This window comes from Geothrix oryzae, assembly GCF_030295385.1.
Lineage (GTDB): Bacteria > Acidobacteriota > Holophagae > Holophagales > Holophagaceae > Geothrix > Geothrix oryzae.
The window spans coordinates 2,820,865-2,844,091 of the sequence record NZ_AP027079.1; the positions used below are offsets into that span (position 1 = coordinate 2,820,865).

Genomic DNA, 23,227 nt, shown 5'->3' on the forward strand with positions numbered 1-23,227 from the left:
CTTGAACGATGTCCCGCATCGTCCCGCGGGCGCTTCCTTGCGGTGCATCCCGCCTGGCTCCATCGCGGTGGCGCGGGGTTTTGTTACGACCTCCAAATCAGGCGGACCAGCTCCCCACACGGCTCTCCGAGCGCAGCGCCTCCGCCAGCTCCGCCAGGAACAGGCCGCGCGACACGGTCTGGAAGCCGTACCCCATCAGCCCCTCGTGGGGCAGCTGGCCGTCGATCAGGGTGAAGCCCCAGGCTGCGAGCCGCATGTCCAGCGCCTGGAGGGCCGCCCGGCTCGCCTCGGGTTCGAGGCTGAACATGCTCTCCCCGAAGAAAGCCCCGCCGAGCGACACGCCATAGAGGCCGCCCCTCAGCTCCCCGTTCCGCCAGGCCTCCACGCTGTGGGCGTGGCCTGCGCGATGCAATGCGGCATAGGCCTCGCGCATCTCCGGCGTGATCCAGGTGCCGTCCTGGCCGGGTCGCGACACCTGGGAGCAGTGGCCGATGACCTGCGCGAAGGCCGTGTCAAAGCGGATTTCGAAGGGACGATGACGCAGGCTCCTCCGGGTCCGGGCCGACAGGTGCAGGTGGCCGGGCCGCAACAGGGCCCGCTCCGGCGGCGACCACCAGAGCAGGGGATCGTCCTCGCCGTACCAGGGGAAGATGCCGCTCTGGTAGGCCAGCAGCAGGCGCGCCGCGCTGAGGTCTCCGCCGATGGCCAGCAGCCCGTCCTCCGCCAGCTCCGGATCCGGAAAGACCAGGGCCTTCGTCAGCCGAAAGACAGGCACAGCCGGCCGTCCTTGAGGTCCACCTTGGCCTTGCCGCCCTTGGCCAGGGGCCCGAAGAGGATCGCCTCCGCCAGGGGGCGGCGCAGTTCCTGCTCGATGAGCCGCGCCATGGGCCGGGCGCCGAAAGCCGGGTCGTAGCCCTTCTCCGCCAGCCAGGCCCGGGCTTTCGGCGTGCAGGAGAGGGTGACGCCCTTCTCGGTGAGCTGAGTCTCCAGTTCCCGCAGGTGTTTGTCGGCCACGCGCTCCATGTCCGACCGGCCCAGGGGCGCGAATTGGAGGATGGCATCCAGGCGGTTGCGGAACTCGGGGCTGAAGGCTTTTTCGAGGGTTCCCTTGGCCGAGCGTCTTGCCCCCGCCTCCGCGAAGCCCACCTGCCGGGCCGACAGCTCGCGGGCGCCCACATTGGTGGTCATGACGATCACCGTGTGGCGGAAGTCCGCGCTGCGGCCGTGGCTGTCCGTGAGGGCGGCGTGGTCCATCACCTGCAGCAGCACGCCGAAGAGATCCGGGTGGGCCTTCTCCAGCTCGTCCAGCAACAACACGGCGTGGGGCTGCTTCCTCACGGCATCCGTCAGCAGGCCGCCCTCCTCGTAGCCCACATAACCGGGCGGGGCGCCGATGAGCCGGGCCACGGCGTGCTTCTCCTGGTACTCGCTCATGTCGAAGCGTAGGAAGGCGATGCCCAGGGCCTTCGCCAGCTGCTTGGCCAGCTCTGTCTTGCCCACGCCCGTGGGCCCGGCGAAGAGGAAGCAGCCCATGGGCTTCAGGGGATCGCGCAGGCCCGAGCGCGCCAGCTTGATGGCGCCGGCCACGGTCTCGCACGCCGCGTCCTGGCCGAAGATCTGCGCCCGAAGCTGCGCTTCAAGCGTATGCAAGGCCTCCCGGTCGTCGGCGCTCACGCTAGCCACGGGCACTCGTGCCATGCGGGCCACCACGGCCTCGATCTCGGCCGGGCCCACCTTCTTCACCCGGTCTTTCTTCGGCAGCAGCTTCTGGGCGGCCCCGGCCTCGTCCACCACATCGAGGGCGCTGTCGGGCAGGCGGCGGTCCGGCAGGTGCTTGGAAGCCAGACGCACCGCGGCTTCCAGGGCTTCCCTTGAATAGCTCACGCCATGGTGTGCCTCGTAGGACGCTTTCAGACCCTGCAGGATGGCCAGGGCATCCGCGGCGGAAGGCTCGTTCACCTCCACCACCTGGAAGCGGCGGGACAGGGCGCGATCGCGATCCAGGGAGCCCTTCAGATCCTGAAAGGTGGTGGCGCCGATGCAGCGCAGGTCTCCCGAAGCCAGGGCGGGCTTCAGCAGGTTGGCCGCGTCCATGGCTCCCCCGCTGGTGGCGCCGGCGCCCACCAGCGTGTGCAGCTCATCGACGAAGAGGATCGCACCGGGCTCATTGTCCAGAGCCTTCAGCACGGCCTTGAGCCGCTCCTCGAAATCGCCGCGGTACCGGCTGCCCGCCAGCAGGGCGCCCAGATCCAGGGCGAAGATGCGCGCGGCCTTGAGGGGGTCGGGGACATTCCCTTCGTGGATGCGGCGGGCCAGACCCTCCACGAGGGCGGTCTTGCCCACGCCGGGTTCCCCCACCAGGAGCGGGTTGTTCTTGCGGCGCCGGCAGAGCACCTGGGCCATGCGGGTGATCTCCGCATCCCGGCCCACCAGGGGATCCAACCGTCCCGCCGCGGCCCGGGCCACCAGGTCCGTGGCATAGGCCTCCAGGGGATTCTCGGCGATGGCGCCAGCCTCTTCCTCCTCCTCTGGAGCTGCCTGCTTCCTCGCCGGGGCCTTGGGCGCTGCGGGCCCGTGGCTCAGCACCTTCAGCAGGGCCAGGCGTCGCACGCCGTGCTTTTCCAGCAGGTGCCGCGCTGGGCTGGACTCTTCCTCCAGGAAGGCCGGCAGCAGTTCGCCCCCCTGCACCGTGCGCCGGCCGGAGCTGAAGGCGTGGACCAGGGCCCGCTCCACCACCCGCACGAAGCCCAGGGTGCTGTGGGGTTGGATCGCCTCGTCGCCCGGCACGGATTCGAACTGCCGCTCCAGCACCGATTCCAGGTCCCGGCGCAGGGCGTCCAGCTTCACCCCGCAGCCCTTCAGGGCCTTGGCCGCATGCGCGTCGTCCAGCAGGGCCAGGAGCAGATGCTCCAGCGCCACATCCTCATGGCGGCGGGCCTTGGCCAGCTCGAAGGCCCGCTGGAAGCCCTGGTTCAGTTCGGCGCTCAGTTGCGGGGCGTCAGGCATCTTCCGCCTCCACGGTGAGCAACAGGGGGAATCCCTCGCGTTCCGCCAGCTGACGACCCCGCTCGGCGCGGGTCTCGGCCACATCCTTGGTGTAGGTTCCCGCCACCCCCACGCCCGCCTGGTGCACCGCCAGCATGATGGCGGTGGCCTCGGGCTCCGCCTTGTGGAAGACCGTCTTCAGCAGCCAGACCACGAACTCCTGGGTGGTGTAGTCGTCGTTGTGGAGCAGCACCTTCCACATCCCCGGCTCGCGCAGCTTCGCTCGCTTGCGGGTGAGGACCTGGCCCTCCTCCTTCACCTGCCTGGCCATGGGGCATGCCTCCAGGGCATCAGGATAGCGGGTCGGGCCGGTGGAACAGGTTCAGGAACTTGCCCCGGGCCAGCTCGCGGATGAAGAGGGCCGTGCGCAGGGTGGTGTCGGCTTCTCCGGGAAAGGCTTCGGCCACGGCCTGGGCGATCTCCGCCACGCTGCGCTGGCCGTTGCAGGCCCGCCAGACGGCCGTGCCCCGGGCATCCAGCTTCACGCGGAAGGCTGGCTTCTTCATCATCCGCAGCAGCCAGGCCCAGCGGGGGGACAGGATCTTCGGCCGGATCAGGGTCAGGTTGCCGTCTTCGCCGGGCTCGGAAGCCAGGGACGCCACCGGCACGAGGGCCAGGAAGGTCTCATCGGGAAATGGGTTCATGGATCACGCAATGAGGGATGGTCGACGATGACCAGGAAAGCATGGAACCGCTCTAAACAAGCGGGGCGCGGTCGCCCGCGCCCCGCTTCGATTCACTTCAACCTAGAAGTTCGCGCTGGGCGGCGCGGGCTCGTCGGCTTCACCGGCGTTGTCGAGGGGCACCTTCACCAGGTAGATGGCGATGCCCGCCAGGATCAGCAGGCTGATCCAGAACATGCCGGGGTTGGCGAAGATCTTGTACTTCACCTCGAAGAAGGCGAAGGATGCGAAGAGGAGTCCCACGAGGGCCTCGCCCGCGATCAGGCCCGCCGCCAGCAGCACGCCGTTGTTCTCCACGCGCACCTTCTGCGCCTCGTTCAGGCCCCGCTTGGCGCCGAACATCTCCACGGCGCCCTTGATGAGGCCGCCGAGGAAGATGGCGAAGGTGGTCTCCAGCGGCAGATACATGCCCACCGACACCAGCATGGGGCTCTTCACCTGCATGAGGATGAAGGCGAGGCCCATCATCATGCCGACGATGATGAGCGGCCAGGCCATCTTGCCTTCCACGATGCCGCGGCTGAGGAGGGCCATCAGGCCCGCCTGGGGCGCGGCCAGCTGCTTGGAGCCGAAACCGGCGTCCAGGGAGAGCACGGCCTTCTTCTGGTCCGCGGGCAGCTGCTTGACCTGATCCAGGGTGTAGGTCTTGCCATCAGGAGCGGTGACGGTCTGCACCTGCTGGGCCGTCAGCTCGGCAATGCGCTTGGTGCCCTGGGCCGTGATGTCACCTTCGTGCAGCACCATGAGGGGAATGAACAGCACCACGGAGGCGAGCGCCACGCCGAGGATGTCACCCATCTCCATGCGCCAGGGGGTGCCGCCCAGGATGTGGCCAGCCTTGAGGTCCTGCAGCATCTCGCCGGCGACGGCGGCGCTCACGCACACGATGGCGGCCACGCCCAGCACGGCGGCGACGCCCTCCTGCCCCTTCACACCCAGCATCACCATCACCAGGGCGGTGACGACGAGGGCGGTGAGCGTCAGGCCGGAGATGGGGTTGTTGCTCGAGCCCATGATGCCGACGAGGTAGCCGCTGATGGCCGCGAAGAAGAAGCCCAGGATCACCATCACGAGCGCGGCGACGAAGGACACCAGGCCGCCCACATGGAAGATCTTCCAGGTGACCAGGAAGGTGACGGCGGCGGCGAAGCCGATGCCGCCCAGGACATAAGTGAAGGGCAGGTCCTTGTTGACGCGGTCCACCACATGATCGCCCGCGGCAGCCTTCTTCACATCGGAGACGGAGCGGGTGAGGCCCGTGGCGAGGCTCTTGCGCATCTTGAAGAGGGTGAAGCCGGCGCCCACGAGCATGCCGCCGATGGCGATGGGACGGACGATGAACTTCCAGACCGAGTACGAGAGGGCGATCCAGTCACCTTCGGGCGCACCCTCGGGCAGGACGCCGGGGGCCAGGAAGTAGGTGATGATGGGCACCAGCAGGCCCCAGGCGATGATGCCGCCGGAGAAGTTCAGGGCGCCGAGCTTGGGCCCGATGATGTAGCCCACGCCCATGTAGGCGGGGCTGATGCCGGGGGAGCTGAGCAGCATGCCGCCGGCCACCTTGGCCTTCCAGGTGCCCACGAGGTTGATGGTGGTGGTCTTGAAGGCCGCGAACTTCTCCCAGGTGCTGGCGAAGACGGAGATCTGGACCAGGGCCTGGACCGCGGCGCCGATGCCCATGGCGCCGAAGAGGAACTTGGTGCCGCTGCCGCCCCGGGCGCCGGCCTTGTGGATCTCGGCGGCCGCCACGCTCTCGGGGTAGGGCAGCTCGGCGTCCTCGACCATCACGCGGCGGAGCAGGGCCACGAACATGATGCCGAGCACACCGCCCGCGAACATGATGAGCGAGCTGGTGACATAGTTGCCGGCCGTGAAGAACTTGGGCCAGATGCCGCTGATGACGAAGGCGGGCACGGTGAAGATGGCACCGGCGGCCACGGACTCGCCGATGCTGCCCACGGTGCGGGCCATGTTCTCTTCCAGGATGGTGCCCTTCATCAGCTTGATGAGGGCCATGCCGATGACGGCCGCGGGATAGGTGGCGGCGATGGTCATGCCGGCCTTCAGTCCGAGGTAGGCATTGGCCGAACCGAGCACCACGGCCATGACGAGGCCGATGAGCACCGCCCGCAGGGAGAACTCCCGCAGGTTCTGGTCAGAGGGGACAAAGGGTTGCATCGGTGCTCCTGAAAAGGCGCGAAGGGGAAGAAGAATGCCGGATGTAGCGGATAGTCTAATACCGAATCCGATCCGGTAGGCACCGCCCCGGCCGCACCAGTGGCCGGATTCCGGTCACGAAAAGCCCGTTCCTGTTCATGAAGGAGGCCGCATGCGTCTGGCAAACACCCTTGCGATCGCGGGTCTGACCTTTCTTTTTGCCTGTCAGACCACGCCTCCCATCACCGTTCCCCAGGTCCCCGTCATCCAGGCCCCCCAGGTCCCGCAGGGGCCTCCGCCGAAGCCCAAGATCGCCCTGGTCCTGGGCGGGGGCGCGGCCCGGGGCTTCGCGCATGTGGGCGTCATCCGGGCCCTGGAGCAGGAGAAGATCCCCATCGACATGGTGGTCGGCACCAGCGTCGGCGGACTCATCGGCGCGATCTACGCCTCCGACCTCAGCAGCTTCGACCTCGAATGGACCGCCTTCCAGCTCGAGAAGGACGACCTCTTCGACTTCGGCGTCCTGAACGCCGTCACGGGCATGGGCTTCGCCAAGGGCGACAAGCTCGAGGCCTGGGTGAAGAGCCACATCAAGACCACGAACATCGAGAACCTGAAGCTGCCCTTCGCCGCCGTGGCGACCGACCTCAACTGGGGCTACAAGGTGGTCCTCGACAAGGGCCCCGTGGCCCGCGCCATCCGGGCCAGCGCGGCCATCCCGGGCGTGTTCCCGCCGGTCCAGCACCAGGGGAAGATCCTGGTGGACGGCGGCGTGGTGGACAACATCCCCATCTCGGTGGCCAAGGCCAAGGGCGCGGATCTCGTGATCGCCGTCGACATCAGCGGGAATGTCGGGAACACGAACATCACCAACCTCCTGGGCGTCTCGCTCCAGGCCACCAACATCATGTTCGCCCTCAATGTCGAGCACGCCAAGCGCGAGGCCGACATCCTCATCGCGCCCGCGGGCATCGGCGATGTCGGGATGCTCGACTTCACACAGAAGAAGCGCTGCATGCAGGCCGGCATCGAGGCCACGAAACAGGCCGCCCCGGCCATCCGCAAGGCCATCGACGCCTGGGTCGCGGCGCGCACCCGATCCGCGATCCCCGCTCCCTAGATGTCGCCGGAACCAGGTCCCATGCCCCTCCTCACCAGCAAGGCCAACCCCCGCTTCAGGGCCCTCCTGACCCGCCTCAAGGCGGGCGGCTCCCGGCGCGAAGCCACCCTGCTGCTGGGTGAGAAACTCATCGAGGCCTGGGCCGAGGCCCGGCGGACCCCCGCGGGAGGTCGGCTGCACCCGGCCCTCTGGCTGCGCCTCGAGCAGGCCGCGCCCCATCCCTTGGAGGCCACCCTGGGCGTGGAGACACAGGTGCTGGGCGAGGCCCTCATGCGGGAGCTGGCCGACGCGGGCAGCCCTCCGGATCACGCCCTGCTGATGGACCTGGGCCCCGGGCCCACGGGACCGCTGGCGCCCCGGGTCCTCGGCGCCTGGGGCATCCAGGACCCCGGCAACCTGGGGGCCCTCCTGCGCAGCGCCGCGGCCTTCGGCTTCCACGAGGTCCTGCTGGGGCCCGGCTGCGCCGACCCCTTCCACCCCAAGGCCCTGCGGGGCAGCATGGGCGCCGCCTTCCTCCTGCCCCTGCGCCGGGTGGAGGCCCTGAATCCCGATCCAGGCCACTGGTACGCCCTGGATGGCGGCCCCGGCGCCGTGGCCCTGGCCGAGGCCGACCTGTCCGAGCCCCTGCGCCTCTGGGTCGGCAATGAGGGCCATGGCTGGCGGGGCGTGGCCCTGCCCGAGGGCGTCCAGCGTCTCGCCATCCCCATCCAGGGCGTGGAAAGCCTCAATGCCGCCGTGGCCGCCGGCATCGCCTGCTACGAAGTGGCCCGGAGGTCCAGGTGCTGAAGGCCCCCCCCCTGCTCCGCCCCCTCAGCGCCCTCATCCTCTCCGGGGTCTTCGTGCTGGCCTTCCGGTTTCCCGGTGCCCTCGGCGGTGGGCTGGAACCGATCATGGCCCTGCTCTTCCCCCTGCTGCTGCTGGACGGACTGTACAAAGGGCGCCATGCGGCCTGGACCTGGCTTACCCTGCTCGCCGGCCTCCTCCTTCTTTATCTGTGGGTGCCCCAGACCCTCGCCAGCAAGGGGGGGCTGCCCTTCGGGCTGGCCCTGCTGGGCACCGTGCTGCTGAGCCTGTGGGAAGCCACGGGGCTCTGGCTGGTGGCCGTGGGTTCCCGCGCGGCGTTCCGGCGCCTCGGTCCCGGGGCCGCCGCCTGCTTCGCGGCCCTCCTCCTGCTGGGCTGGGAAACCTGGGGATTCCATGTCTATCCCTGGACCTGGGGGGCGGCCTTCGGCGCTCTGCCCTGGACTGCGCGCGGCGCGGCCTTCCTGGGCGCGTCCGGCCTGTCCGCCCTGGTCTGGGGGGCAGGTGCCTGGGCGGCGGCCACCTTGACCGCGGGCGGCTCCCTCCGCCGGGCCCTGGCCGGCCCGGGGCTGGCCGTCGCCTTCTTTGCCCTGGCAGGCGGCGCCTGGTACCTGCTTCCCCGGGATCCGGCGCGAACCGTGGATGTGGCCATGATCCAGCCCAACTTCCCGCCCGGACAGCGCTGGCTGGGGATGGAAGCCGAGATGTGGCGGCGCAGCGACGCCCTCCTGAAGGCCCAGGGTTGGCCCCGGGCCGGCCGCCCCACCCTGCTGCTCTGGCCCGAAAGCGCCATCCTGGGACGGGACGACCGCCGCCCCGATCCCCGGCTGGAACGGGAAGCGGCCTCTCGCGGCGTGGCCTGGCTCTTCGGCACAGAGGGCGGCCCCTACAACCTGGTGCGGGGCGAGGCGCCAGGTCGGCCCCCCTTCATCTTCGCCAAGACTGAACCCATGGCCTTCGGGGAGCGTACGCCGGGACCCGAGGCCTTCCGGCGCTGGCTGGATCCCCGGCTGGGCTTCATCTCCCAGGAGGCCGGCCCCCTGACGCAGGACTGCGTCTTCGAGGTGCCCTCCCCCCAAGGCGGTCTGCGCGTCCACCCCCTCATCTGCAGCGAGGCTCTGATGCCCGAGCGGGCCCGCCGCGGGCTGGCCCTGGGCCGGGCCGACCTGCTGAGCAACCACACCAATGACGGCTGGTTCGACCGCAGCATCGCCACGGACCTGCACGCGGCCCAGATCCGCCTGCGGGCCCCCGAGCTGGGCGTGCCCCTGCTGCGCGCCACCCTCTCCGGCAAGTCGGGGCTCTTCCGCGAGGATGGCCGCTTCGAACTGTGGGGCGAGCCCCTCAGCGAGGGCGCCTACGCGCGGGAGCTCCAGTGGCGGCCCGTGCACACGCCCGCCCGGTCCCCCTGGCTGGCACCCGTCCTGATGGTCGGGCTGACCCTGGGAACCCTGCTGCTAGGATGGAGGGCCCAACCCAGGAAGGCCTGATGGATCGCGATTTCCTCGTACCGGAGCCCTTGTCGACCGTCCACGGCACCGTGGCCTTCTTCGACGAGACCTGGAGCGTGGACCCCCGGGAACTTCAGATCTTCTTTCAGGCCGAAGAGGTGTACTGGACCGCGGACCGCACCATCGGGCAGTGGCGGCGGCTGCTGGCCTGCTCCCGGATGCTCACCGCCCGGCTGGTGCCGGAAGGGCACCGCGGGGGGCGGCTGGTGGGCGCCACCCGGCTCTGGTCCGATCACGCCTACGAAGCCAAGCTCTACGATGTGGTGACCGCCCGGGATCTGATGGGCCTCGGCATCGCCTCGGAGCTGGTCAAGTGGGCCCTGCGGCACCCCTGGGTGGGCGAGGTGCAGCGGTTCGTCCTGGAAACCCGCGATGCGGCCGACTTCTACCCCCGGTTCGGCTTCCGGATGGGCCAGGAGGTCGACAGCTACCACATGCGCGTGGGCCTTCTCGAACTCAGCCAGCGGGGGCTCCGATGACCGAAACGCTGCCCGGCGTGCCCGAGGCCGCCCTGCAACCCCTGATCCTCGCCAGCGGCAGCCCCCGGCGCCGGCACTGGCTGGAGGCCATGCGCATCCCCTTCGAGCTCCAGCCGCCCCAGGTGGACGAGACCCCCCTGCTGGACGAGGAGCCCGGTGACCTGGTGCTGCGTCTGGCGGAGCTGAAGGCCGAAGTGGTGGCCCGGCGCAATCCCGGCCGCTGGGTCATGGCCGCGGACACCACGGTGGCCGTGGACCATCACACCTTGAACAAGCCGGTGGATGTGGAGGACGCGGTGCGGATGCTGACCCTGATCCAGGGGCGGGCGCACCAGGTCCACACCGGCTTCTGCCTCCAGAAGAACGACACGACCCACAGCTTCGTCGATACCGCCCAGGTCTTCTTCCGGCCGCTGACCGAAGCCCAGATCCGCTGGTATGTGGGCACCCGCGAGCCCATGGACAAGGCGGGGGCCTACGCCATCCAAGGGGTGGGGGCCCTCTTCATCGAGGCCGTCGAGGGCAGTTTTTCCACGGTGATGGGCCTGCCGGTGGAGCGGATGGGGGCCCTCTTCTTCCACCTGGGCCTGCTCAAGCCGTGGATGGGGTTCCCTCAGGGTTCCTAGGGAACCTGGAGTTCCGGACCCCCTTCCTGGAGGAAATCGCCCCCCTCCGAGAAGGGAAAGATAAACCACCCCAAAATCCCCTTAACGCTTGGAACTTCCTCAGAAAAAATGGGTAAACAATCGTGGTCGCGTGATCTATCATCGTGATCTGCGACACAAACTGCCGATCGTCGCTTCCAGGGGGACACCCTCCTGGTCTATGGGATTGTCGGATTTTAGATTTGAACACCGCCAATTCCCTTTCGTGAGCCAGCACTTTCATGAGGTTGGGCATGCACCAGTTCGACCGAGCGTTCCGCTTCGTCCTGCCCGTCGCGGCGGTGGCGATCCTCGCCACCGTCCTTTCGGTGGGCTGGCTCACCCAGCCGGACCGGTTCGCCAAGGGCTACGCCCCCGAGCAGCCCATCCCCTTCTCGCATGAGCTCCACGCCGGCACCCTCAAGATGCAGTGCCAGTACTGCCACTCGGGCGTGGACAAGTCCCGTCATGCGGGCATTCCGAGCGTGGATCTCTGCATGGGCTGCCACAAGGTCACCCGGACCGACCGCCCCGCCATCCAGAAGCTGGCCAAGATCGCCGCGTCCGGCGAGCCCCTGCCCTGGCAGCGCGTCCATACCCTGCCCGACCATGTCTTCTTCGACCACCGCCCCCATGTGAACGCCGGCATCGCCTGCCAGAGCTGCCACGGCGAAGTGCAGACCATGAAGGTGATCACGCGGGAGATGGGCATGCGCATGGGCAACTGCCTGGCCTGCCACCGGGATCCCCATGCCGCGCTGCCGCCGGGCTCGAAGATCACCAAGGGCGCCGAGAACTGCGCCGCCTGCCACCGCTAGGCCCGGAGGTCCGAACGATGGCCGACCAGAACCGCAAGCCGATCCTCGACCGACTGACCGCCCTGGTGGCCGGCCCCTTCCTGATGGGACGCGAGGCCCTGAGCCTGGCCTTCCTGCCGGACAAGGACGCCCCTCCGGAGATGCCGCCGAAGGACACCCTCCGCCCCATCCCCATCACGCCCCCCGAACACGCCATCAAGCGCCGCGGATGACCCGATGAAGACACGACTTCCCGAACACGGCCCCCTCGAGACCCCGCGCTTCTGGCGGACCCTCGAGGAACGCACCGAAACGCCGGAGGCCCAGGCGGCCGCCCATGACGAGTTCCTTCCGGGCGCCGGGCCCACCGGCTACGACGATGTCCACGGCCTGCCCGTCCAGAGCGGCTTCTCCCGCCGCGACTTCCTGGGCCTGGTCACCGCCAGCGCCGCCCTGGCCGCCACGGTGGCCTGCGACCGCAAGGGCCAGGGCACCGTGGTGCCCTACACCAAGCGCCCGGTGGAAGTGGTGCCCGGCGTGGCCAACTACTACGCCAGCGCCCACCAGGAAGGCCGCCGCGTCTATCCCGTGCTGGTGAAGACGCGCGAGGGCCGTCCCATCCACCTCACGGGCAACGACGAGCACCCCGGTGTGAAGGGCAAGACCAGCCCCCGCACCATGGCCGATGTGCTGCGCCTCTACGACCCCGATCGCCTCCGCGCGCCCAAGGCCGAGGGCCGGGTCATCGGCTGGGCCGAGGCCGAGACCCGCCTGAACGAAGCGCTGAAGGCCGCCAAGGCCTCGGGCAAGCCCGTGCTCCTGGTGTCCGGCGCCGTGGCCTCGCCCACCCGCAAGGCCCTCCTGGCGGACCTCAAGGCCGCCCTGCCCGTCCTGGAGCACCTGGCCTACGAACCCGCCGCCGGCGATGCCGCCGAGGAAGCCGCCAAGGCCAGCTTCGGGCAGCCCGTGGACCTCCAGCCCCGGCTGACGAAGGCCAAGGTCATCCTGTCCCTCGGGGCCGACTTCCTGAACGGCGAGGATCCCGAATCCCTGGCCGCCTGGGGCGCCCAGCGCCGCCTGAAGAGCGCCCAGGATCCCATCAACCGGCTCTGGGTCCTGGAAGGCCCCCTCACGCTCACGGGCACCAACGCGGATGTGCGGGTTCCCGTTTCGCCTTCGCGGCTCGGCGCCGTGGCCTTCGCCCTGGCGAAGGAACTGGGCGCCAAGGGCTTGTCCCTGCCCGCCGGCACTGACCTGTCCGGGATATCCGCGGGCGCGCCCGCGGATATCCCGGCCGCCACCTGGGCCAGCCTGGTGAAGGACCTCCAGCACGCCGGGCGGAACGCCGTGGTTCTCTGCGGCGCCCAGATGCCCGTCGAGGTCCACCAGGCCGCCCACCTCCTCAACGCCCTGCTGGGTTCCGAGGCTCTCGTCGTCAGTCCCGCCGAGCCCCTGGCCAGCGTCAAGGAGCTCGAGACCGCCGTGCAGGGCATGGCCGCGGGCCGCTACGCCGCCGCGATCTTCTGGGATGTGAATCCCGCCTTCTCGTACCCCAAGGCCAGCGCCTGGAAGGAGGCCGTGGCCAAGGTGCCCTTCCGCGCCTGGATCGGCCAGGTGGAGGATGAGACCTCCGCCCAATGCCAGGTGCTGCTGCCCGAGAACCACTGGCTGGAAAGCTGGGGCGACTTCAGCACCCCCGGCGCCGCGGTCCTCCAGCAGCCCACCATCGGCACGCTCTACGACACCCGCCAGGGTGAGGACATCCTCCTGGGCGCCCTGAAGGCGCTCGGCGCCTCCGCGCCGGACGGCTACCACGCCTACCTGCAGGCCCGCTGGCGGAAGGACCTCCCCCTCGGCACCTCCTTCGAGCAGGCCCTGCACGACGGCCTCGTGAAGACCGAATCGAAAGCTGCTGCGCCGACCTTCAGGGGCGCTTCGGTCGCCGCCGCCGCCAAGCGCGCCGCGGATTCCAAGGCCGATGGCCTGGAACTGGTGCTCTTCCCCGGCTTCGCCACCCACGATGGCCGCCATGCCAACAACAGCTGGCTGCAGGAGACCCCCGATCCCATCACCAAGATGACCTGGGACAACCCCCTGGCCGTATCCGTGCAGGACGCGCAGGCTCTCGGCATCCAGGAGGGCGACTTCGTCACCCTCGCCGTGGAGGGCACCACCCTGCGGCTGCCCGCGGTCATCCAGCCCGGCCAGGCCAAGGGCGTGCTCGCCCTGGCGCTGGGCTACGGCCGCGGCACCGGCGGCGTGGCCAAGGGCGTGGGCGCCAACGCCTACCCCCTCATGGGCCTCGATCCCGCCAGCGCCAATGTCCGCAAGGGCGCGCGCCTCGCCAAGGCCGGCGGGACGAAGGAGCTCTCCCGCACCCAGAGCCACCACCGCATGGAGGGTCGCGACATCGTCCGCTCCCTCACCATGGACGAGTTCGCGCACAACCCCCAGGGGCACCACCACATGCCCGAGCTGGTCTCGCTCTACGAGGACCAGAAGTTCCCCGATCACAAGTGGGGCATGGTCATCGACCTGGCCGCCTGCACGGGCTGCTCGGCCTGCGTGGTCGCCTGCCAGTCGGAGAACAATGTTCCGGTGGTGGGGCCCGAGCAGGTGGCCCGGGGCCGCGAGATGCACTGGATCCGCATCGACCGCTACTACGAGGGCGAGCTGGAGAACCCGAAGGTGGTGCACCAACCCATGTTGTGCCAACACTGCGACAACGCGCCCTGCGAGAATGTCTGCCCGGTGAACGCCACCAACCACAGCCCGGACGGCCTGAACCAGATGGCCTACAACCGCTGCGTGGGCACCCGCTACTGCGCCAACAACTGCCCCTACAAGGTGCGCCGCTTCAACTTCCTCGAATACACCGCCTACAAGACCGAGCCTGAGACCCTGGCGAACAACCCCGAGGTCACGGTCCGTCCCCGCGGCGTCATGGAGAAGTGCTCCTTCTGCGTGCAGCGCATCAACGATGTGAAGATCCGCGCCAAGGGCGAGAGCCGCCCCATCCTCGACGGCGAGATCACCACCGCCTGCATGGCGGGCTGCCCCTCCGACGCCATCGTCTTCGGCGACCTGAAGGATCCTAAGAGCAAGGTCGCCCAGCTGGTGGCCGCCAGCCGCGCCTACCGCGTGCTGGAGGAGGTGGGTGCCAAGCCCGCCATCTCGTACCTGGCCGATCTGAAGAACCCCGCCGACAAGGCCACCGTGGGAGGTCCCCATGCGCACTGATGCCGCCATCCCGGCCGGCGACATCCCTGAGGGCCTGGTTGAACCGTCGCTTTATGTGGGCAAGGTCACGCCCGGCAGCCTCGACGACCAGGTGCTGGCCTTCCCCGAGACCAAGCCCCCGAGGAAGTGGTACTTCGCCCTGGCCATCACGCTGACCGCGGCCCTCATCGGCGTCGTATCCATCGGCTATACCTTCTACCTGGGCATCGGCGCCTGGGGCAACAGCAGCCCCGTGTTCTGGGCCTTCGACATCATCAACTTCGTGTTCTGGGTGGGCATCGGCCACGCCGGCACGCTGATCTCGGCCATCCTCTTCCTCTTCCGCAAGCGCTGGCGCAACGCCATCGCCCGCTTCGCCGAGGCGATGACGATCTTCGCGGTCATCTGCGCCGTGATCTTCCCGCTGATCCATGTGGGCCGCCCCTGGCTGGCCTACTGGCTCTTCCCCTACCCGAACCAGCGCGCCCTCTGGACCAACTTCCGGTCGCCGCTGCTGTGGGATGTCTTCGCGGTGAACACCTACTTCTCCGTCTCCCTGATGTTCTGGTATCTGGGCCTCATCCCCGACATCGCCTCCATGCGCGACCGGACCACCAGCAAGCTGCGGAAGGTCATCTACACCGTGCTGGCCATGGGCTGGCGCGGGGCCGCCTCCCACTGGCAGCACTACGAGAAGGCCTACCTGCTGCTGGCGGGCCTGGCCACAGGCCTGGTGCTGTCCGTGCACTCGGTGGTGAGCTTCGACTTCGCCACCTCCGTGGTGCCCGGCTGGCACATGACCATCTTCCCGCCCTACTTCGTGGCGGGCGCCATCTTCGCCGGCTTCGCCATGGTGGTGATGGTGCTGGTGGTGGTGCGCGAGACCATGGAGCTGAAGAACCTCATCACCATGCGGCACCTGGATGTGATGAACAAGGTGATCCTCTCCATGAGCTGCATCATGGGCTACAGCTACATGATGGAGGGCTTCACGGCCTGGTATTCCATGAACGAATTCCTCCACCACGGCTTCATGAACATCATCACGGGCACCTACGGCTGGGCCGGCTGGGTGACCATCAGCTGCAACATTCTCATCCCCCAGATCCTCTGGTTCAAGAAGGCCCGGGCCAGCTACTTCTGGATGATCCTGGTGGCCACCGGCGTGACCATCGGCATGTGGTTCGAGCGCTTCGTGATCATCGTGATCTCGCTGCACCAGGACTACCTGCCTTCCGCCTGGCGCATCTACAAGCCCACCATGGTGGACTTCGGCATCCTCCTGGGCACCTTCGGGATCTTCTTCACCCTGGTCCTGCTCTTCGCCCGGGTGCTGCCGGTCATCGCCACCACCGAGGTGAAGGCCATCCTGCCGGACGCGCAACCTTCTCACCATGGAGACGACCACCATGTCTGAGACCTCCTACGCCGTCCTCGGCACTTTCGAGACGCCCGACGCCCTGATGCAGGCCATCCCCAAGGTCCGCGCCAGCAAGCTCGGCACCGTCGAGGCCTACACGCCCTACGCCATCCACGGCATCGAAGAGGCCCTGGGCCTCCGCCGCTCGCCCCTGGGCGGCATGGTCCTGGTCATGGGCATCCTGGGGGCGCTCACGGCCTTCGGGTTCCAGTACTGGATCAGCGCCATCGACTACCCGATCATCACGGGCGGCAAGGCCCCGGACTCCTGGGAGGCCTTCATCCCCATCATGTTCGAGGTGACGGTGCTCTTCGCCACCTTCACCGCGGGCCTGGGGATGCTGTTCCTCCTGAACAAGCTGCCCTTCTTCGGGCACCCGGTGCTGTCCTCCAAGTCCATCAAGAGCATCACCCGCGATCGCTATGTCCTGGCCCTGGAAGCCGAAAGCGAGGCCTTCGACAGCGCCGCCGCCGCCGTCGCCCTCCAGGCCGCCGGGGCCTCCCAGGTGGAGATCCTGCCGGCGCCGGATCGGAGTCCCTTCCTCACCAGCGACTACATCCTGCGGGCGGCCGGGGGCATCTTCACCGCCTGCCTGGGTGCCGGTCTCGTGATGTACTTCGCCATCAAGCTGTTCCCGGTGATGGCCCCCATGAAATACATGCAGGATCAGCCCCGCCTGAACGCCCAGAAGCCCTCCAGCTTCTTCAAGGATGGCCATGGCATGCAGCGGCCGGTGGCCGGCACCGTGGCCCGGGGCCACCTGCCCACCGCCACGGGCACGCAGGAGGAAGCCGCCACCCTGGCGAACCCCCTGCCGCGCACCCGGGAGGTCTTCGCCGTGGGCCGCCAGGCCTACAAGAACCGCTGCGAGGTCTGTCACGGCTCCGTGGGCGACGGCGTGGGCAGCCTGACCGCCGCCTACGGGGGCAAACCCGCCAACCTGCAGGCTCAGCAGTTCCGCGATTACCCCGACGGCAAGATCTACTGGGCCATCGTGAACGGTAAGAACGCCATGCCTTCGCACGCCGCGGACCTCAGCGAGTCCCAGCGCTGGGCCGTCGTGCATTATGTGCGGGCCCTGCAGCGCGCCCAGAACGCCAAGGACGAGGACCTGAAGGTGGCCATTCCATGAGCCAGAACCCCATGAGTCAGAACAACAACACCTCCAACCTGCTTTGGGGGGCCACGGCCCTCGGGGCCCTGGGCGTGGTCGGCGCCTACTTTGCCGCCGGTCCCGAACGGTTCTGGGCCAACTGGATCCTCTGGTTCGTGCTCCTGTTCACCCTGGGCCTGGGTTCCCTCTTCATCGTGGCCCTGGAGCATCTGGTGAGCGCCAAGTGGAGCGTGCCCGTGCGCCGCATCCCCGAGCGCCTGGCCACCCTGCTGATCCCCGCCATCCCCGTGGGGCTCATCGCCCTGGCCGCCATCCCTGTCCTCTACCCCGGGGCCCGGCCTGAAGCGGCCCACCACCCCATCCTGGCCGGCAAGGCCTTCTGGCTGAGCCTCCCCTTCTTCTCCGTCCGCACCCTCATCGCCTTCGCCCTCGTGCTCCTGGGCCTGGCCGTGCTGGTGGGCGGCTCGCTGAAGCAGGACGCCTCCAAGGATCCGGCCTTCAATGTCCGCGCCCGCAAGTTCGCCCCGGCCTTCATGGCGATCTTCGCCCTGGTGATCACCCTGGTGGCCTTCGACTGGATCTCCGGTCTCACGCCCGAGTGGTACAGCGACATCTTCGGCGTCTATGTGTTCGCCGGGGCCTTCCTCAGCGGCCTGGCCGCCACGGCGCTGGCGGTCCTCTACCTCCAGAACCAGGGTCGGCTCGAGGGCGTGCGCGGCGACCACCTCTACAACCTGGGCGGCTTCCTCTTCGCCTTCACCGTGTTCTGGTCCTACATCGGCTTCGCCCAGTACATGCTCATGTGGTACGCCAACCTGCCGGATGAGGTCATCTACTACAAGATCCGCCTGGCCGGCGCCTGGCGCGCCATCACCATCTCTCTCGCCCTCCTGCATTTCGTGCTGCCCTTCTTCGCCCTGGTGACCCGCGATTCGAAGAAGGACCCCAAGCGTCTGCGCCGGGTGGCCCTGCTCATGCTGGGCGCCCATGTCCTGGACATCTACTGGCTCATCTTCCCCGTGCTTGGCGCCAAGCCCCACTTCTCCTGGCCCGAGCTCAGCTTCGCCCTCTTCTTCCTGGGCGGGATCCTCCTCTGGGTCCGCGGCGCCATGCAGAAGGGCGAGGACATGCCCGTCGGCGATCCCTTCCTGCGCGAGGGTCTGGAGTTCCGCCTATGAAGATCCACGATTACCTCTCCTCCGAGGAGCTGAAGCGCCTGGGCTCCGCCCTGCTGGTGGTGGTCTGCTTCATCTTCATCGCCGGCTTCTTCGCCTTCACCGTGCTGCCCGGCCTGCGCTACCAGGCCCACACCACGCCGGACGCACCCATTCAGGCCGTGCAGGGCGAGACGGGCTGGCTGGATCCCACGGACTACCCCGCCACCGCCCGGCAGGTCATCCCGCCCATCGATCCGGCCACCGTGATGACACCAAACCCCGCGCTCATGGCCCGCGGCAAGGCGGTCTACGCCCAGACCTGCGCCACCTGCCATGGCGTGGATGGCAAGGGCGATGGCCCCGGCGGCGCGGGGCTCACCCCCAAGCCCCGCAACTTCACCGTCAAGGCGGCCTGGAAGAACGGCACCCGCGTGGAAGACATCTACAAGACCTTGGAGGAGGGCATCAAGGGCAGCTCGATGGTCTCCTACGCCTACCTCTCCAAGAAGGACCGCATGGCCCTGGCCCATGTGGTGCAGTCGCTCGGAGCCTATGACCACGGCACCAGCGACCCCAAGGCCATCGCCGCGCTGGAGAAGCTGTTCGCCAGCGCCGGCGAGGTGATCCCCAACCGCATCCCCGTATCGCGGGCGGTGGACCTCCTCTGCCGCGAATACGAATCGGCCCGGGCCGAGGCCAAACCAGCCGCCCCGGTGCAGCGTTGAGGCCCGCCATGTCGAAGCTCCTGACCCGTTCCCCTTGGACCAGCCTGGTGCTGGCCGCGGCCCTCTTGGGCGGCCCCCTCCAGGCCCAGGCGCCAGCTCCAGCACCCGCATCGACACCGGCCGACCAGGCCACCCCCGCCTTCACGCCCCAGGAAGTGGGCGTGGACGAGAAGCTGGGGGCCACGATCCCCTTGGACCTCGTCCTGAAGGCGGAGGACGGCCAGCCCGTCACCCTCCGTTCTCTCATCGACAAGCCCACCATCCTCACCCTGAACTACTTCCGCTGCGCGGGCATCTGCACGCCCCAGCTCAGCGGCGTGGCCGAGGTGCTGAACCGCACCCAGGCCGAGCCTGGGAAGGACTTCCAGGTGCTCACCGTGAGCTTCGATGAGCGGGACGAGCCCGAGATCGCGGCCCAGAAGCGCACCAACTACCTGGGCGAGATCACGCGCCCCTTCCCGCCCGCGGCCTGGCGTTTCCTCACCGGTCCCGCCGCCACCACCAAGGCCCTGGCCGATGCGGTCGGCTTCAAGTTCAAGCGCGTGGGGGACGACTTCGTCCATGCCGGCGCCATCATCTTCATCAGCCCCAAGGGCAAGGTGACCCGCTACATGTATGGCACCACCTATGTGCCGGCCGATCTCCAGATGGCCGCCCAGGAGGCCGCCCGCGGCGAGGCCCAGCCCACCATCAACAAGTTCCTGAAGTTCTGTTTCAGCTATGACCCCGCGGGGCGCAAGTATGTCCTGAACACCACGACCATCGGCGCCACCGTCATCATCCTGGCGGCCCTGATCTTCGTGGCCACGCTCGTCCGCCGGGGGCGCAAGACCAAGTCAGAGGAGGGCGAATGAGCACCCACGCGTCCACGGCACAGCCCAGTTTCCTGGTGGACACGGGTGAGCGGAAGGGCCTCATGGCCTGGCTCACCACCACCGACCACAAGCGCATCGGCCTGCTCTACCTCTATTCGATGGTCAGCTTCTTCCTCGTGGGCATGGGCATCGGCTTCGTCATGCGCCTGGTGCAGCTGACCACCTTCCAGAAGCTCATCACCGCCCAGACCTACAACGCCCTGTTCACGCTCCACGGCGTGATCATGATCTTCCTGTTCGTGGTGCCGGGCCTGCCGGCGGTCTTCGGGAACTTCTTCCTGCCCATCCTCATCGGCGCCAAGGATGTGTCCTTCCCGCGCCTGAACCTGGCTTCCTGGTACTTCTACATGGCCGGGGCCATCCTCGCCGTGCTGGCCCTCTTCACCGGGGGCGGCGCCCCCGACACGGGCTGGACCTTCTACGCGCCCTTCAGCCTGAAGACCGGCACCAATGTGAGCCTCGCAGTCTTCGCCGCCTTCGTGCTGGGCTTCTCGTCCATGCTCACGGGCATCAACTTCATCACCACCATCCACCGCCTGCGCGCCCCCGGCATGAAGTGGTTCCGGATGCCGCTGATGTGCTGGGCGCTGTACTCCACGGCCTGGATCCAGCTCCTCGCCACCCCCATCGTGGCCATCACCCTGCTGCTGGTCATCCTCGAGCGCTTCTTCGGCATCGGCATCTTCGATCCCAGCAAGGGCGGCGATCCGCTGCTCTACCAGCACCTCTTCTGGATCTACTCGCACCCGGCCGTCTACATCATGATCCTGCCGGCCATGGGCGCCATCACCGAGATCATCCCCACCTTCGCCAAGCGCACCATCTTCGGCTACAAGGCCATCGCCTTCTCCAGCATGGCCATCGCCGGCGTGGGCAGCCTGGTCTGGGCCCACCACATGTTCACCAGCGGCATGAGTAGCGTGGCCACCATGGTCTTCTCGCTGCTCACCATGGTCGTGGCCGTCCCCAGCGCCATCAAGGTCTTCAACTGGGTGAGCACCCTCTACAAGGGCTCCATCGACTTCCAGCCCCCGCTCTTCTTCGCGCTCACCTTCATCTTCCTCTTCGCCATCGGCGGCCTCACCGGCGTCATGCAGGGGGCCCTGGCCATCAATGTGCACATCCACGACACCTACTTCATCGTGGGCCACTTCCACTATGTGATGTTCGGCGGCACCGGCTTCGCGTTCTTCGCCGCGCTGACCTACTGGTTCCCCAAGATGGTCGGACGGATGTATTCCAAGAAGGCCATCTATGCCTCCTGGTTCCCCATGTTCATCGGGTTCAACATGCTCTATTTCGGCATGCTGATCCTCGGCATGATGGGCATGCCCCGCCGCTACTATGTCCACCTGCCGCAGTTCCACACCATGCATGTGGTGGCCACCGTCGGCAGCTGGCTGCTGGTCCTCGGCCTCCTGATGTTCTTCGGGACGCTGCTCTACGCGCTCTTCCGGGGCCCCAAGGCCGAGGACAACCCCTGGGGCGGCGTGACCCTGGAATGGACCATCCCCAGCCCGCCGCCGCTTGAGAATTTCGAGACCATCCCCACCGTCACCCATGGCCCCTACCACTTCGAGCAGGAGACCAAATGAGTGAGCATGTCCACCGCGACGATTTTGGTGCCCGGCTTGGCATGTGGCTGTTCCTCGTCACCGAGATCATCCTCTTCGGCGGCCTTTTCATCGGCTATTCCTACATGCGCTACCGCTACCCGGCGGAGTTCCACCACGGCGGTTCGGAACTGAACGCCACGCTGGGCGTGATCAACACCCTGGTGCTGCTCACCAGCAGCCTCACGGTGGTGCTCGCCATTGTGGCCATCCAGCGCGCAGAGAAGAAGCGGGCCATGGCCTTCCTCGGCACCACCCTGGCCCTGGGCGCCACCTTCCTGGTGATCAAATCCTTCGAGTGGGGCGCCAAGTTCCACCATGGCCTCTACCCGAATTCCCCGCACCTGGCGACGCTGCCTCCGGGCGAACAGGTCTTCTTCGGCCTCTATTTCACGATGACCGGCCTGCACGGGCTGCATGTCATCGTCGGGTTGTCCCTACTGGGCGTCATGCTCTGGTGGGTGGCCACGGACCGCATTCGTCCGGACCGCTATGTGCACCTGGAGAACAGCGGCCTCTACTGGCACCTCGTGGATGTGATCTGGATCTTCCTCCTCCCGCTGTTCTACCTCGCCGCGTAAGGGCACGACCATGAGCGAACACGCCGCACACACCGCCGACCACACCCAGGAGCATCCCGGCTACGGCACCTTCATCAAGGTCTGGGTGGCCCTGCTGATCCTCACGGGCTGCCTGGTGGGTGTCAGCCATCTGGGCCAGACCGCCGCCGTCTGGGGCCTGCTCACGCTGACGCCCCTCAAGGCCGGCCTGGTCTTCTACTTCTTCATGCACCTGAGATATGAAGGGCCGCTCTTCAAGATCGTCATCCTGGTGACCCTGGGCACCCTGCTGATCTTCTTCGCCCTGCTCTTCTCCGACGTCGCTTTCCGCTGAGGCTTCCCATGGATTGGATGAACCAAGCCGCCATTTCGGCCCAGAAGTCCGACGCGGTCTTCTTCTATGTATTCGGCCTCTCGGTGGCGTTCCTGATCTTCATCACGGCGCTGATGATCTACTTCGTGGTGCGCTACAGCAAGAAGCGCCATCCGAAGGCCGAGCAGATCGAGGGCCACCTCGGCCTCGAGATCCTGTGGACCACCATCCCCCTGGTGCTGTTCCTGTCGATCTTCTACTACGGCTGGACCAACTACGAATACATGAACCAGGCGCCCCGGGACGCCATGGCCGTGAAGGTCACCGCCCGCCAGTGGAGCTGGTCCTTCGAGTATCCCAACGGCAAGAAGAGCAAGGTGCTCTTCGCCCCCATCCACAAGCCCATGAAGATGGAGGTCCGCAGCGCCGATGTGGTGCACGGGTTCTTCGTCCCCTCGTTCCGCCTGAAGATCGACGCCGTGCCGGCCCGCACCAACACCACCTGGTTCCAGGCCACCAAGCTCGGCTCCTACGACATCGAGTGCACGGTCATCTGCGGCGTGGACCACAGCCTCATGCTGAGCAAGGTCATCGTCGTACCCGAGGACGAGTTCAAGGCCTGGTACTTCGGCGGCGAGGATGCCCCCGAGCCGGGCAAGAGCATCCGCACCGCCGAGGCCCACCCCGACCTCAAGGACCTGCCACCGGGTCTCGCCGTGCTGACCGCCAAGGGCTGCCTCGCCTGCCACTCCGTGGACGGCAAGCCCAAGGTGGGTCCCACCCTCAAGGCCCTCTACGGCAAGGAGCAGGAGATTCTCGTCGCCGGGTCGTACAAGTCCATCACCGTGGACGAGGCCTACCTGCGCCGGGCCATCACCGATCCCATGGACCAGGTGGTGCGCGGCTATCCACCCGCCATGCCCAAGACCCCGCTCACCGACCAGGAACTCACCGAGGTCGTGCGCTACATCAAGAGCCTGTAATGATCCGGGGG

The 23,227-nt window shown here is 67.8% G+C and carries 22 protein-coding genes; 17 read left to right on the forward strand and 5 right to left on the reverse strand.

Annotation, left to right across the window (positions count from 1 at the left end; translation table 11 throughout):
* Positions 1-97: 97 nt before the first annotated feature.
* From aat to QUD34_RS12960, 5 genes are all read right to left on the reverse strand, one after another.
* Complete coding sequence (aat, locus tag QUD34_RS12940; RefSeq protein ID WP_286354127.1) at positions 98-775, reverse strand: leucyl/phenylalanyl-tRNA--protein transferase; 678 nt, start codon at positions 773-775, stop codon at positions 98-100.
* Positions 757-3,006: an AAA family ATPase gene (locus QUD34_RS12945; protein WP_286354128.1), complete on the reverse strand. Its 2,250-nt coding sequence runs from the start codon at positions 3,004-3,006 to the stop codon at positions 757-759. The genes aat and QUD34_RS12945 overlap by 19 nt, the downstream gene beginning before the upstream one ends.
* Positions 2,999-3,316: an ATP-dependent Clp protease adaptor ClpS gene (locus tag QUD34_RS12950; RefSeq protein ID WP_286354129.1), complete on the reverse strand. Its 318-nt coding sequence runs from the start codon at positions 3,314-3,316 to the stop codon at positions 2,999-3,001. Before QUD34_RS12950 ends, QUD34_RS12945 begins: the two co-directional genes overlap by 8 nt.
* 19 nt (positions 3,317-3,335) lie before the next feature.
* The gene (locus tag QUD34_RS12955) at positions 3,336-3,689 is read right to left on the reverse strand and encodes a PqqD family protein (protein ID WP_286354130.1); all 354 of its coding nucleotides are present in this window, start codon (positions 3,687-3,689) and stop codon (positions 3,336-3,338) included.
* Positions 3,690-3,791: 102 nt separating this feature from the next.
* On the reverse strand, positions 3,792-5,906 hold the full coding sequence (locus tag QUD34_RS12960) for an OPT family oligopeptide transporter (protein WP_286354131.1): 2,115 nt from the start codon (positions 5,904-5,906) through the stop codon (positions 3,792-3,794).
* Between the two features lie 151 nt (positions 5,907-6,057).
* Between QUD34_RS12960 and QUD34_RS12965 the strand changes: the two genes are divergently transcribed.
* The 17 genes from QUD34_RS12965 to coxB all read left to right on the forward strand — a co-directional run bounded on the left by QUD34_RS12965 (position 6,058) and on the right by coxB (position 23,216).
* Complete coding sequence (locus QUD34_RS12965; RefSeq protein ID WP_286354132.1) at positions 6,058-7,005, forward strand: patatin-like phospholipase family protein; 948 nt, start codon at positions 6,058-6,060, stop codon at positions 7,003-7,005.
* 21 nt (positions 7,006-7,026) lie between these two features.
* Positions 7,027-7,791, forward strand: coding sequence for a TrmH family RNA methyltransferase (locus tag QUD34_RS12970; RefSeq protein ID WP_286354133.1), 765 nt, complete (start codon positions 7,027-7,029; stop codon positions 7,789-7,791).
* Positions 7,785-9,296, forward strand: coding sequence for an apolipoprotein N-acyltransferase (gene lnt, locus QUD34_RS12975; RefSeq protein WP_286354134.1), 1,512 nt, complete (start codon positions 7,785-7,787; stop codon positions 9,294-9,296). Before QUD34_RS12970 ends, lnt begins: the two co-directional genes overlap by 7 nt.
* Positions 9,296-9,796, forward strand: coding sequence for a GNAT family N-acetyltransferase (locus tag QUD34_RS12980; protein ID WP_286354135.1), 501 nt, complete (start codon positions 9,296-9,298; stop codon positions 9,794-9,796). Before lnt ends, QUD34_RS12980 begins: the two co-directional genes overlap by 1 nt.
* Positions 9,793-10,422, forward strand: a complete 630-nt coding sequence (locus QUD34_RS12985) for a Maf family protein (protein ID WP_286354136.1) — start codon at positions 9,793-9,795, stop codon at positions 10,420-10,422. Before QUD34_RS12980 ends, QUD34_RS12985 begins: the two co-directional genes overlap by 4 nt.
* Positions 10,423-10,694: 272 nt before the next feature.
* On the forward strand, positions 10,695-11,258 hold the full coding sequence (locus QUD34_RS12990) for a cytochrome c3 family protein (RefSeq protein ID WP_286354137.1): 564 nt from the start codon (positions 10,695-10,697) through the stop codon (positions 11,256-11,258).
* Positions 11,259-11,275: 17 nt separating this feature from the next.
* Positions 11,276-11,470 carry a hypothetical protein gene (locus tag QUD34_RS12995; RefSeq protein WP_286354138.1) on the forward strand — a complete coding sequence of 65 codons (195 nt, stop codon included), beginning with the start codon at positions 11,276-11,278 and terminating at the stop codon, positions 11,468-11,470.
* A gap of 4 nt (positions 11,471-11,474) precedes the next feature.
* On the forward strand, positions 11,475-14,477 hold the full coding sequence (locus QUD34_RS13000; protein WP_286354139.1) for a TAT-variant-translocated molybdopterin oxidoreductase: 3,003 nt from the start codon (positions 11,475-11,477) through the stop codon (positions 14,475-14,477).
* Positions 14,467-15,873 (forward strand): NrfD/PsrC family molybdoenzyme membrane anchor subunit, encoded by a 1,407-nt coding sequence (gene nrfD, locus QUD34_RS13005; RefSeq protein ID WP_286354140.1) that lies wholly within the window; start codon positions 14,467-14,469, stop codon positions 15,871-15,873. Before QUD34_RS13000 ends, nrfD begins: the two co-directional genes overlap by 11 nt.
* Positions 15,866-17,008 carry a quinol:electron acceptor oxidoreductase subunit ActD gene (locus QUD34_RS13010; protein WP_286354141.1) on the forward strand — a complete coding sequence of 381 codons (1,143 nt, stop codon included), beginning with the start codon at positions 15,866-15,868 and terminating at the stop codon, positions 17,006-17,008. Before nrfD ends, QUD34_RS13010 begins: the two co-directional genes overlap by 8 nt.
* A complete protein-coding gene (locus QUD34_RS13015; protein WP_286354142.1) occupies positions 17,005-18,168 on the forward strand; it encodes a hypothetical protein in 1,164 nt (387 codons plus the stop codon). Before QUD34_RS13010 ends, QUD34_RS13015 begins: the two co-directional genes overlap by 4 nt.
* The gene (locus QUD34_RS13020; RefSeq protein ID WP_286354143.1) at positions 18,165-18,872 is read left to right on the forward strand and encodes a c-type cytochrome; all 708 of its coding nucleotides are present in this window, start codon (positions 18,165-18,167) and stop codon (positions 18,870-18,872) included. Before QUD34_RS13015 ends, QUD34_RS13020 begins: the two co-directional genes overlap by 4 nt.
* Positions 18,873-18,880: 8 nt before the next feature.
* Positions 18,881-19,726 (forward strand): SCO family protein, encoded by an 846-nt coding sequence (locus tag QUD34_RS13025; protein WP_286354144.1) that lies wholly within the window; start codon positions 18,881-18,883, stop codon positions 19,724-19,726.
* Positions 19,723-21,342 carry a cytochrome c oxidase subunit I gene (locus QUD34_RS13030; RefSeq protein ID WP_286354145.1) on the forward strand — a complete coding sequence of 540 codons (1,620 nt, stop codon included), beginning with the start codon at positions 19,723-19,725 and terminating at the stop codon, positions 21,340-21,342. Before QUD34_RS13025 ends, QUD34_RS13030 begins: the two co-directional genes overlap by 4 nt.
* Complete coding sequence (locus QUD34_RS13035) at positions 21,339-21,941, forward strand: cytochrome c oxidase subunit 3 family protein (protein WP_286354146.1); 603 nt, start codon at positions 21,339-21,341, stop codon at positions 21,939-21,941. Before QUD34_RS13030 ends, QUD34_RS13035 begins: the two co-directional genes overlap by 4 nt.
* A 10-nt stretch (positions 21,942-21,951) precedes the next feature.
* A complete protein-coding gene (locus tag QUD34_RS13040) occupies positions 21,952-22,254 on the forward strand; it encodes a cytochrome C oxidase subunit IV family protein (protein WP_286354147.1) in 303 nt (100 codons plus the stop codon).
* Positions 22,255-22,271: 17 nt separating this feature from the next.
* Complete coding sequence (gene coxB / locus QUD34_RS13045; RefSeq protein ID WP_286354148.1) at positions 22,272-23,216, forward strand: cytochrome c oxidase subunit II; 945 nt, start codon at positions 22,272-22,274, stop codon at positions 23,214-23,216.
* Positions 23,217-23,227: the final 11 nt, after the last annotated feature.

What these genes read in the sequence shown, in the direction of transcription:
- QUD34_RS12985 (WP_286354136.1), top strand. Translation starts at nt 9,793, where the DNA reads ATGACCGAAACGCTGCCCGGCGTGCCCGAGGCCGCCCTGCAACCCCTG.
- QUD34_RS13035 (WP_286354146.1), top strand. Translation starts at nt 21,339, where the DNA reads ATGAGTGAGCATGTCCACCGCGACGATTTTGGTGCCCGGCTTGGCATG.
- QUD34_RS13015 (WP_286354142.1), top strand. Translation starts at nt 17,005, where the DNA reads ATGAGCCAGAACCCCATGAGTCAGAACAACAACACCTCCAACCTGCTT.
- QUD34_RS13010 (WP_286354141.1), top strand. Translation starts at nt 15,866, where the DNA reads ATGTCTGAGACCTCCTACGCCGTCCTCGGCACTTTCGAGACGCCCGAC.
- QUD34_RS12945 (WP_286354128.1), bottom strand. Translation starts at nt 3,006, where the DNA reads ATGCCTGACGCCCCGCAACTGAGCGCCGAACTGAACCAGGGCTTCCAG.
- QUD34_RS12950 (WP_286354129.1), bottom strand. Translation starts at nt 3,316, where the DNA reads ATGGCCAGGCAGGTGAAGGAGGAGGGCCAGGTCCTCACCCGCAAGCGA.
- QUD34_RS12995 (WP_286354138.1), top strand. Translation starts at nt 11,276, where the DNA reads ATGGCCGACCAGAACCGCAAGCCGATCCTCGACCGACTGACCGCCCTG.
- QUD34_RS12965 (WP_286354132.1), top strand. Translation starts at nt 6,058, where the DNA reads ATGCGTCTGGCAAACACCCTTGCGATCGCGGGTCTGACCTTTCTTTTT.
- QUD34_RS12955 (WP_286354130.1), bottom strand. Translation starts at nt 3,689, where the DNA reads ATGAACCCATTTCCCGATGAGACCTTCCTGGCCCTCGTGCCGGTGGCG.
- QUD34_RS13030 (WP_286354145.1), top strand. Translation starts at nt 19,723, where the DNA reads ATGAGCACCCACGCGTCCACGGCACAGCCCAGTTTCCTGGTGGACACG.
- nrfD (WP_286354140.1), top strand. Translation starts at nt 14,467, where the DNA reads ATGCGCACTGATGCCGCCATCCCGGCCGGCGACATCCCTGAGGGCCTG.
- QUD34_RS13020 (WP_286354143.1), top strand. Translation starts at nt 18,165, where the DNA reads ATGAAGATCCACGATTACCTCTCCTCCGAGGAGCTGAAGCGCCTGGGC.
- QUD34_RS12960 (WP_286354131.1), bottom strand. Translation starts at nt 5,906, where the DNA reads ATGCAACCCTTTGTCCCCTCTGACCAGAACCTGCGGGAGTTCTCCCTG.
- QUD34_RS12990 (WP_286354137.1), top strand. Translation starts at nt 10,695, where the DNA reads ATGCACCAGTTCGACCGAGCGTTCCGCTTCGTCCTGCCCGTCGCGGCG.
- QUD34_RS12980 (WP_286354135.1), top strand. Translation starts at nt 9,296, where the DNA reads ATGGATCGCGATTTCCTCGTACCGGAGCCCTTGTCGACCGTCCACGGC.
- QUD34_RS13025 (WP_286354144.1), top strand. Translation starts at nt 18,881, where the DNA reads ATGTCGAAGCTCCTGACCCGTTCCCCTTGGACCAGCCTGGTGCTGGCC.
- QUD34_RS12970 (WP_286354133.1), top strand. Translation starts at nt 7,027, where the DNA reads ATGCCCCTCCTCACCAGCAAGGCCAACCCCCGCTTCAGGGCCCTCCTG.
- QUD34_RS13000 (WP_286354139.1), top strand. Translation starts at nt 11,475, where the DNA reads ATGAAGACACGACTTCCCGAACACGGCCCCCTCGAGACCCCGCGCTTC.
- QUD34_RS13040 (WP_286354147.1), top strand. Translation starts at nt 21,952, where the DNA reads ATGAGCGAACACGCCGCACACACCGCCGACCACACCCAGGAGCATCCC.
- coxB (WP_286354148.1), top strand. Translation starts at nt 22,272, where the DNA reads ATGAACCAAGCCGCCATTTCGGCCCAGAAGTCCGACGCGGTCTTCTTC.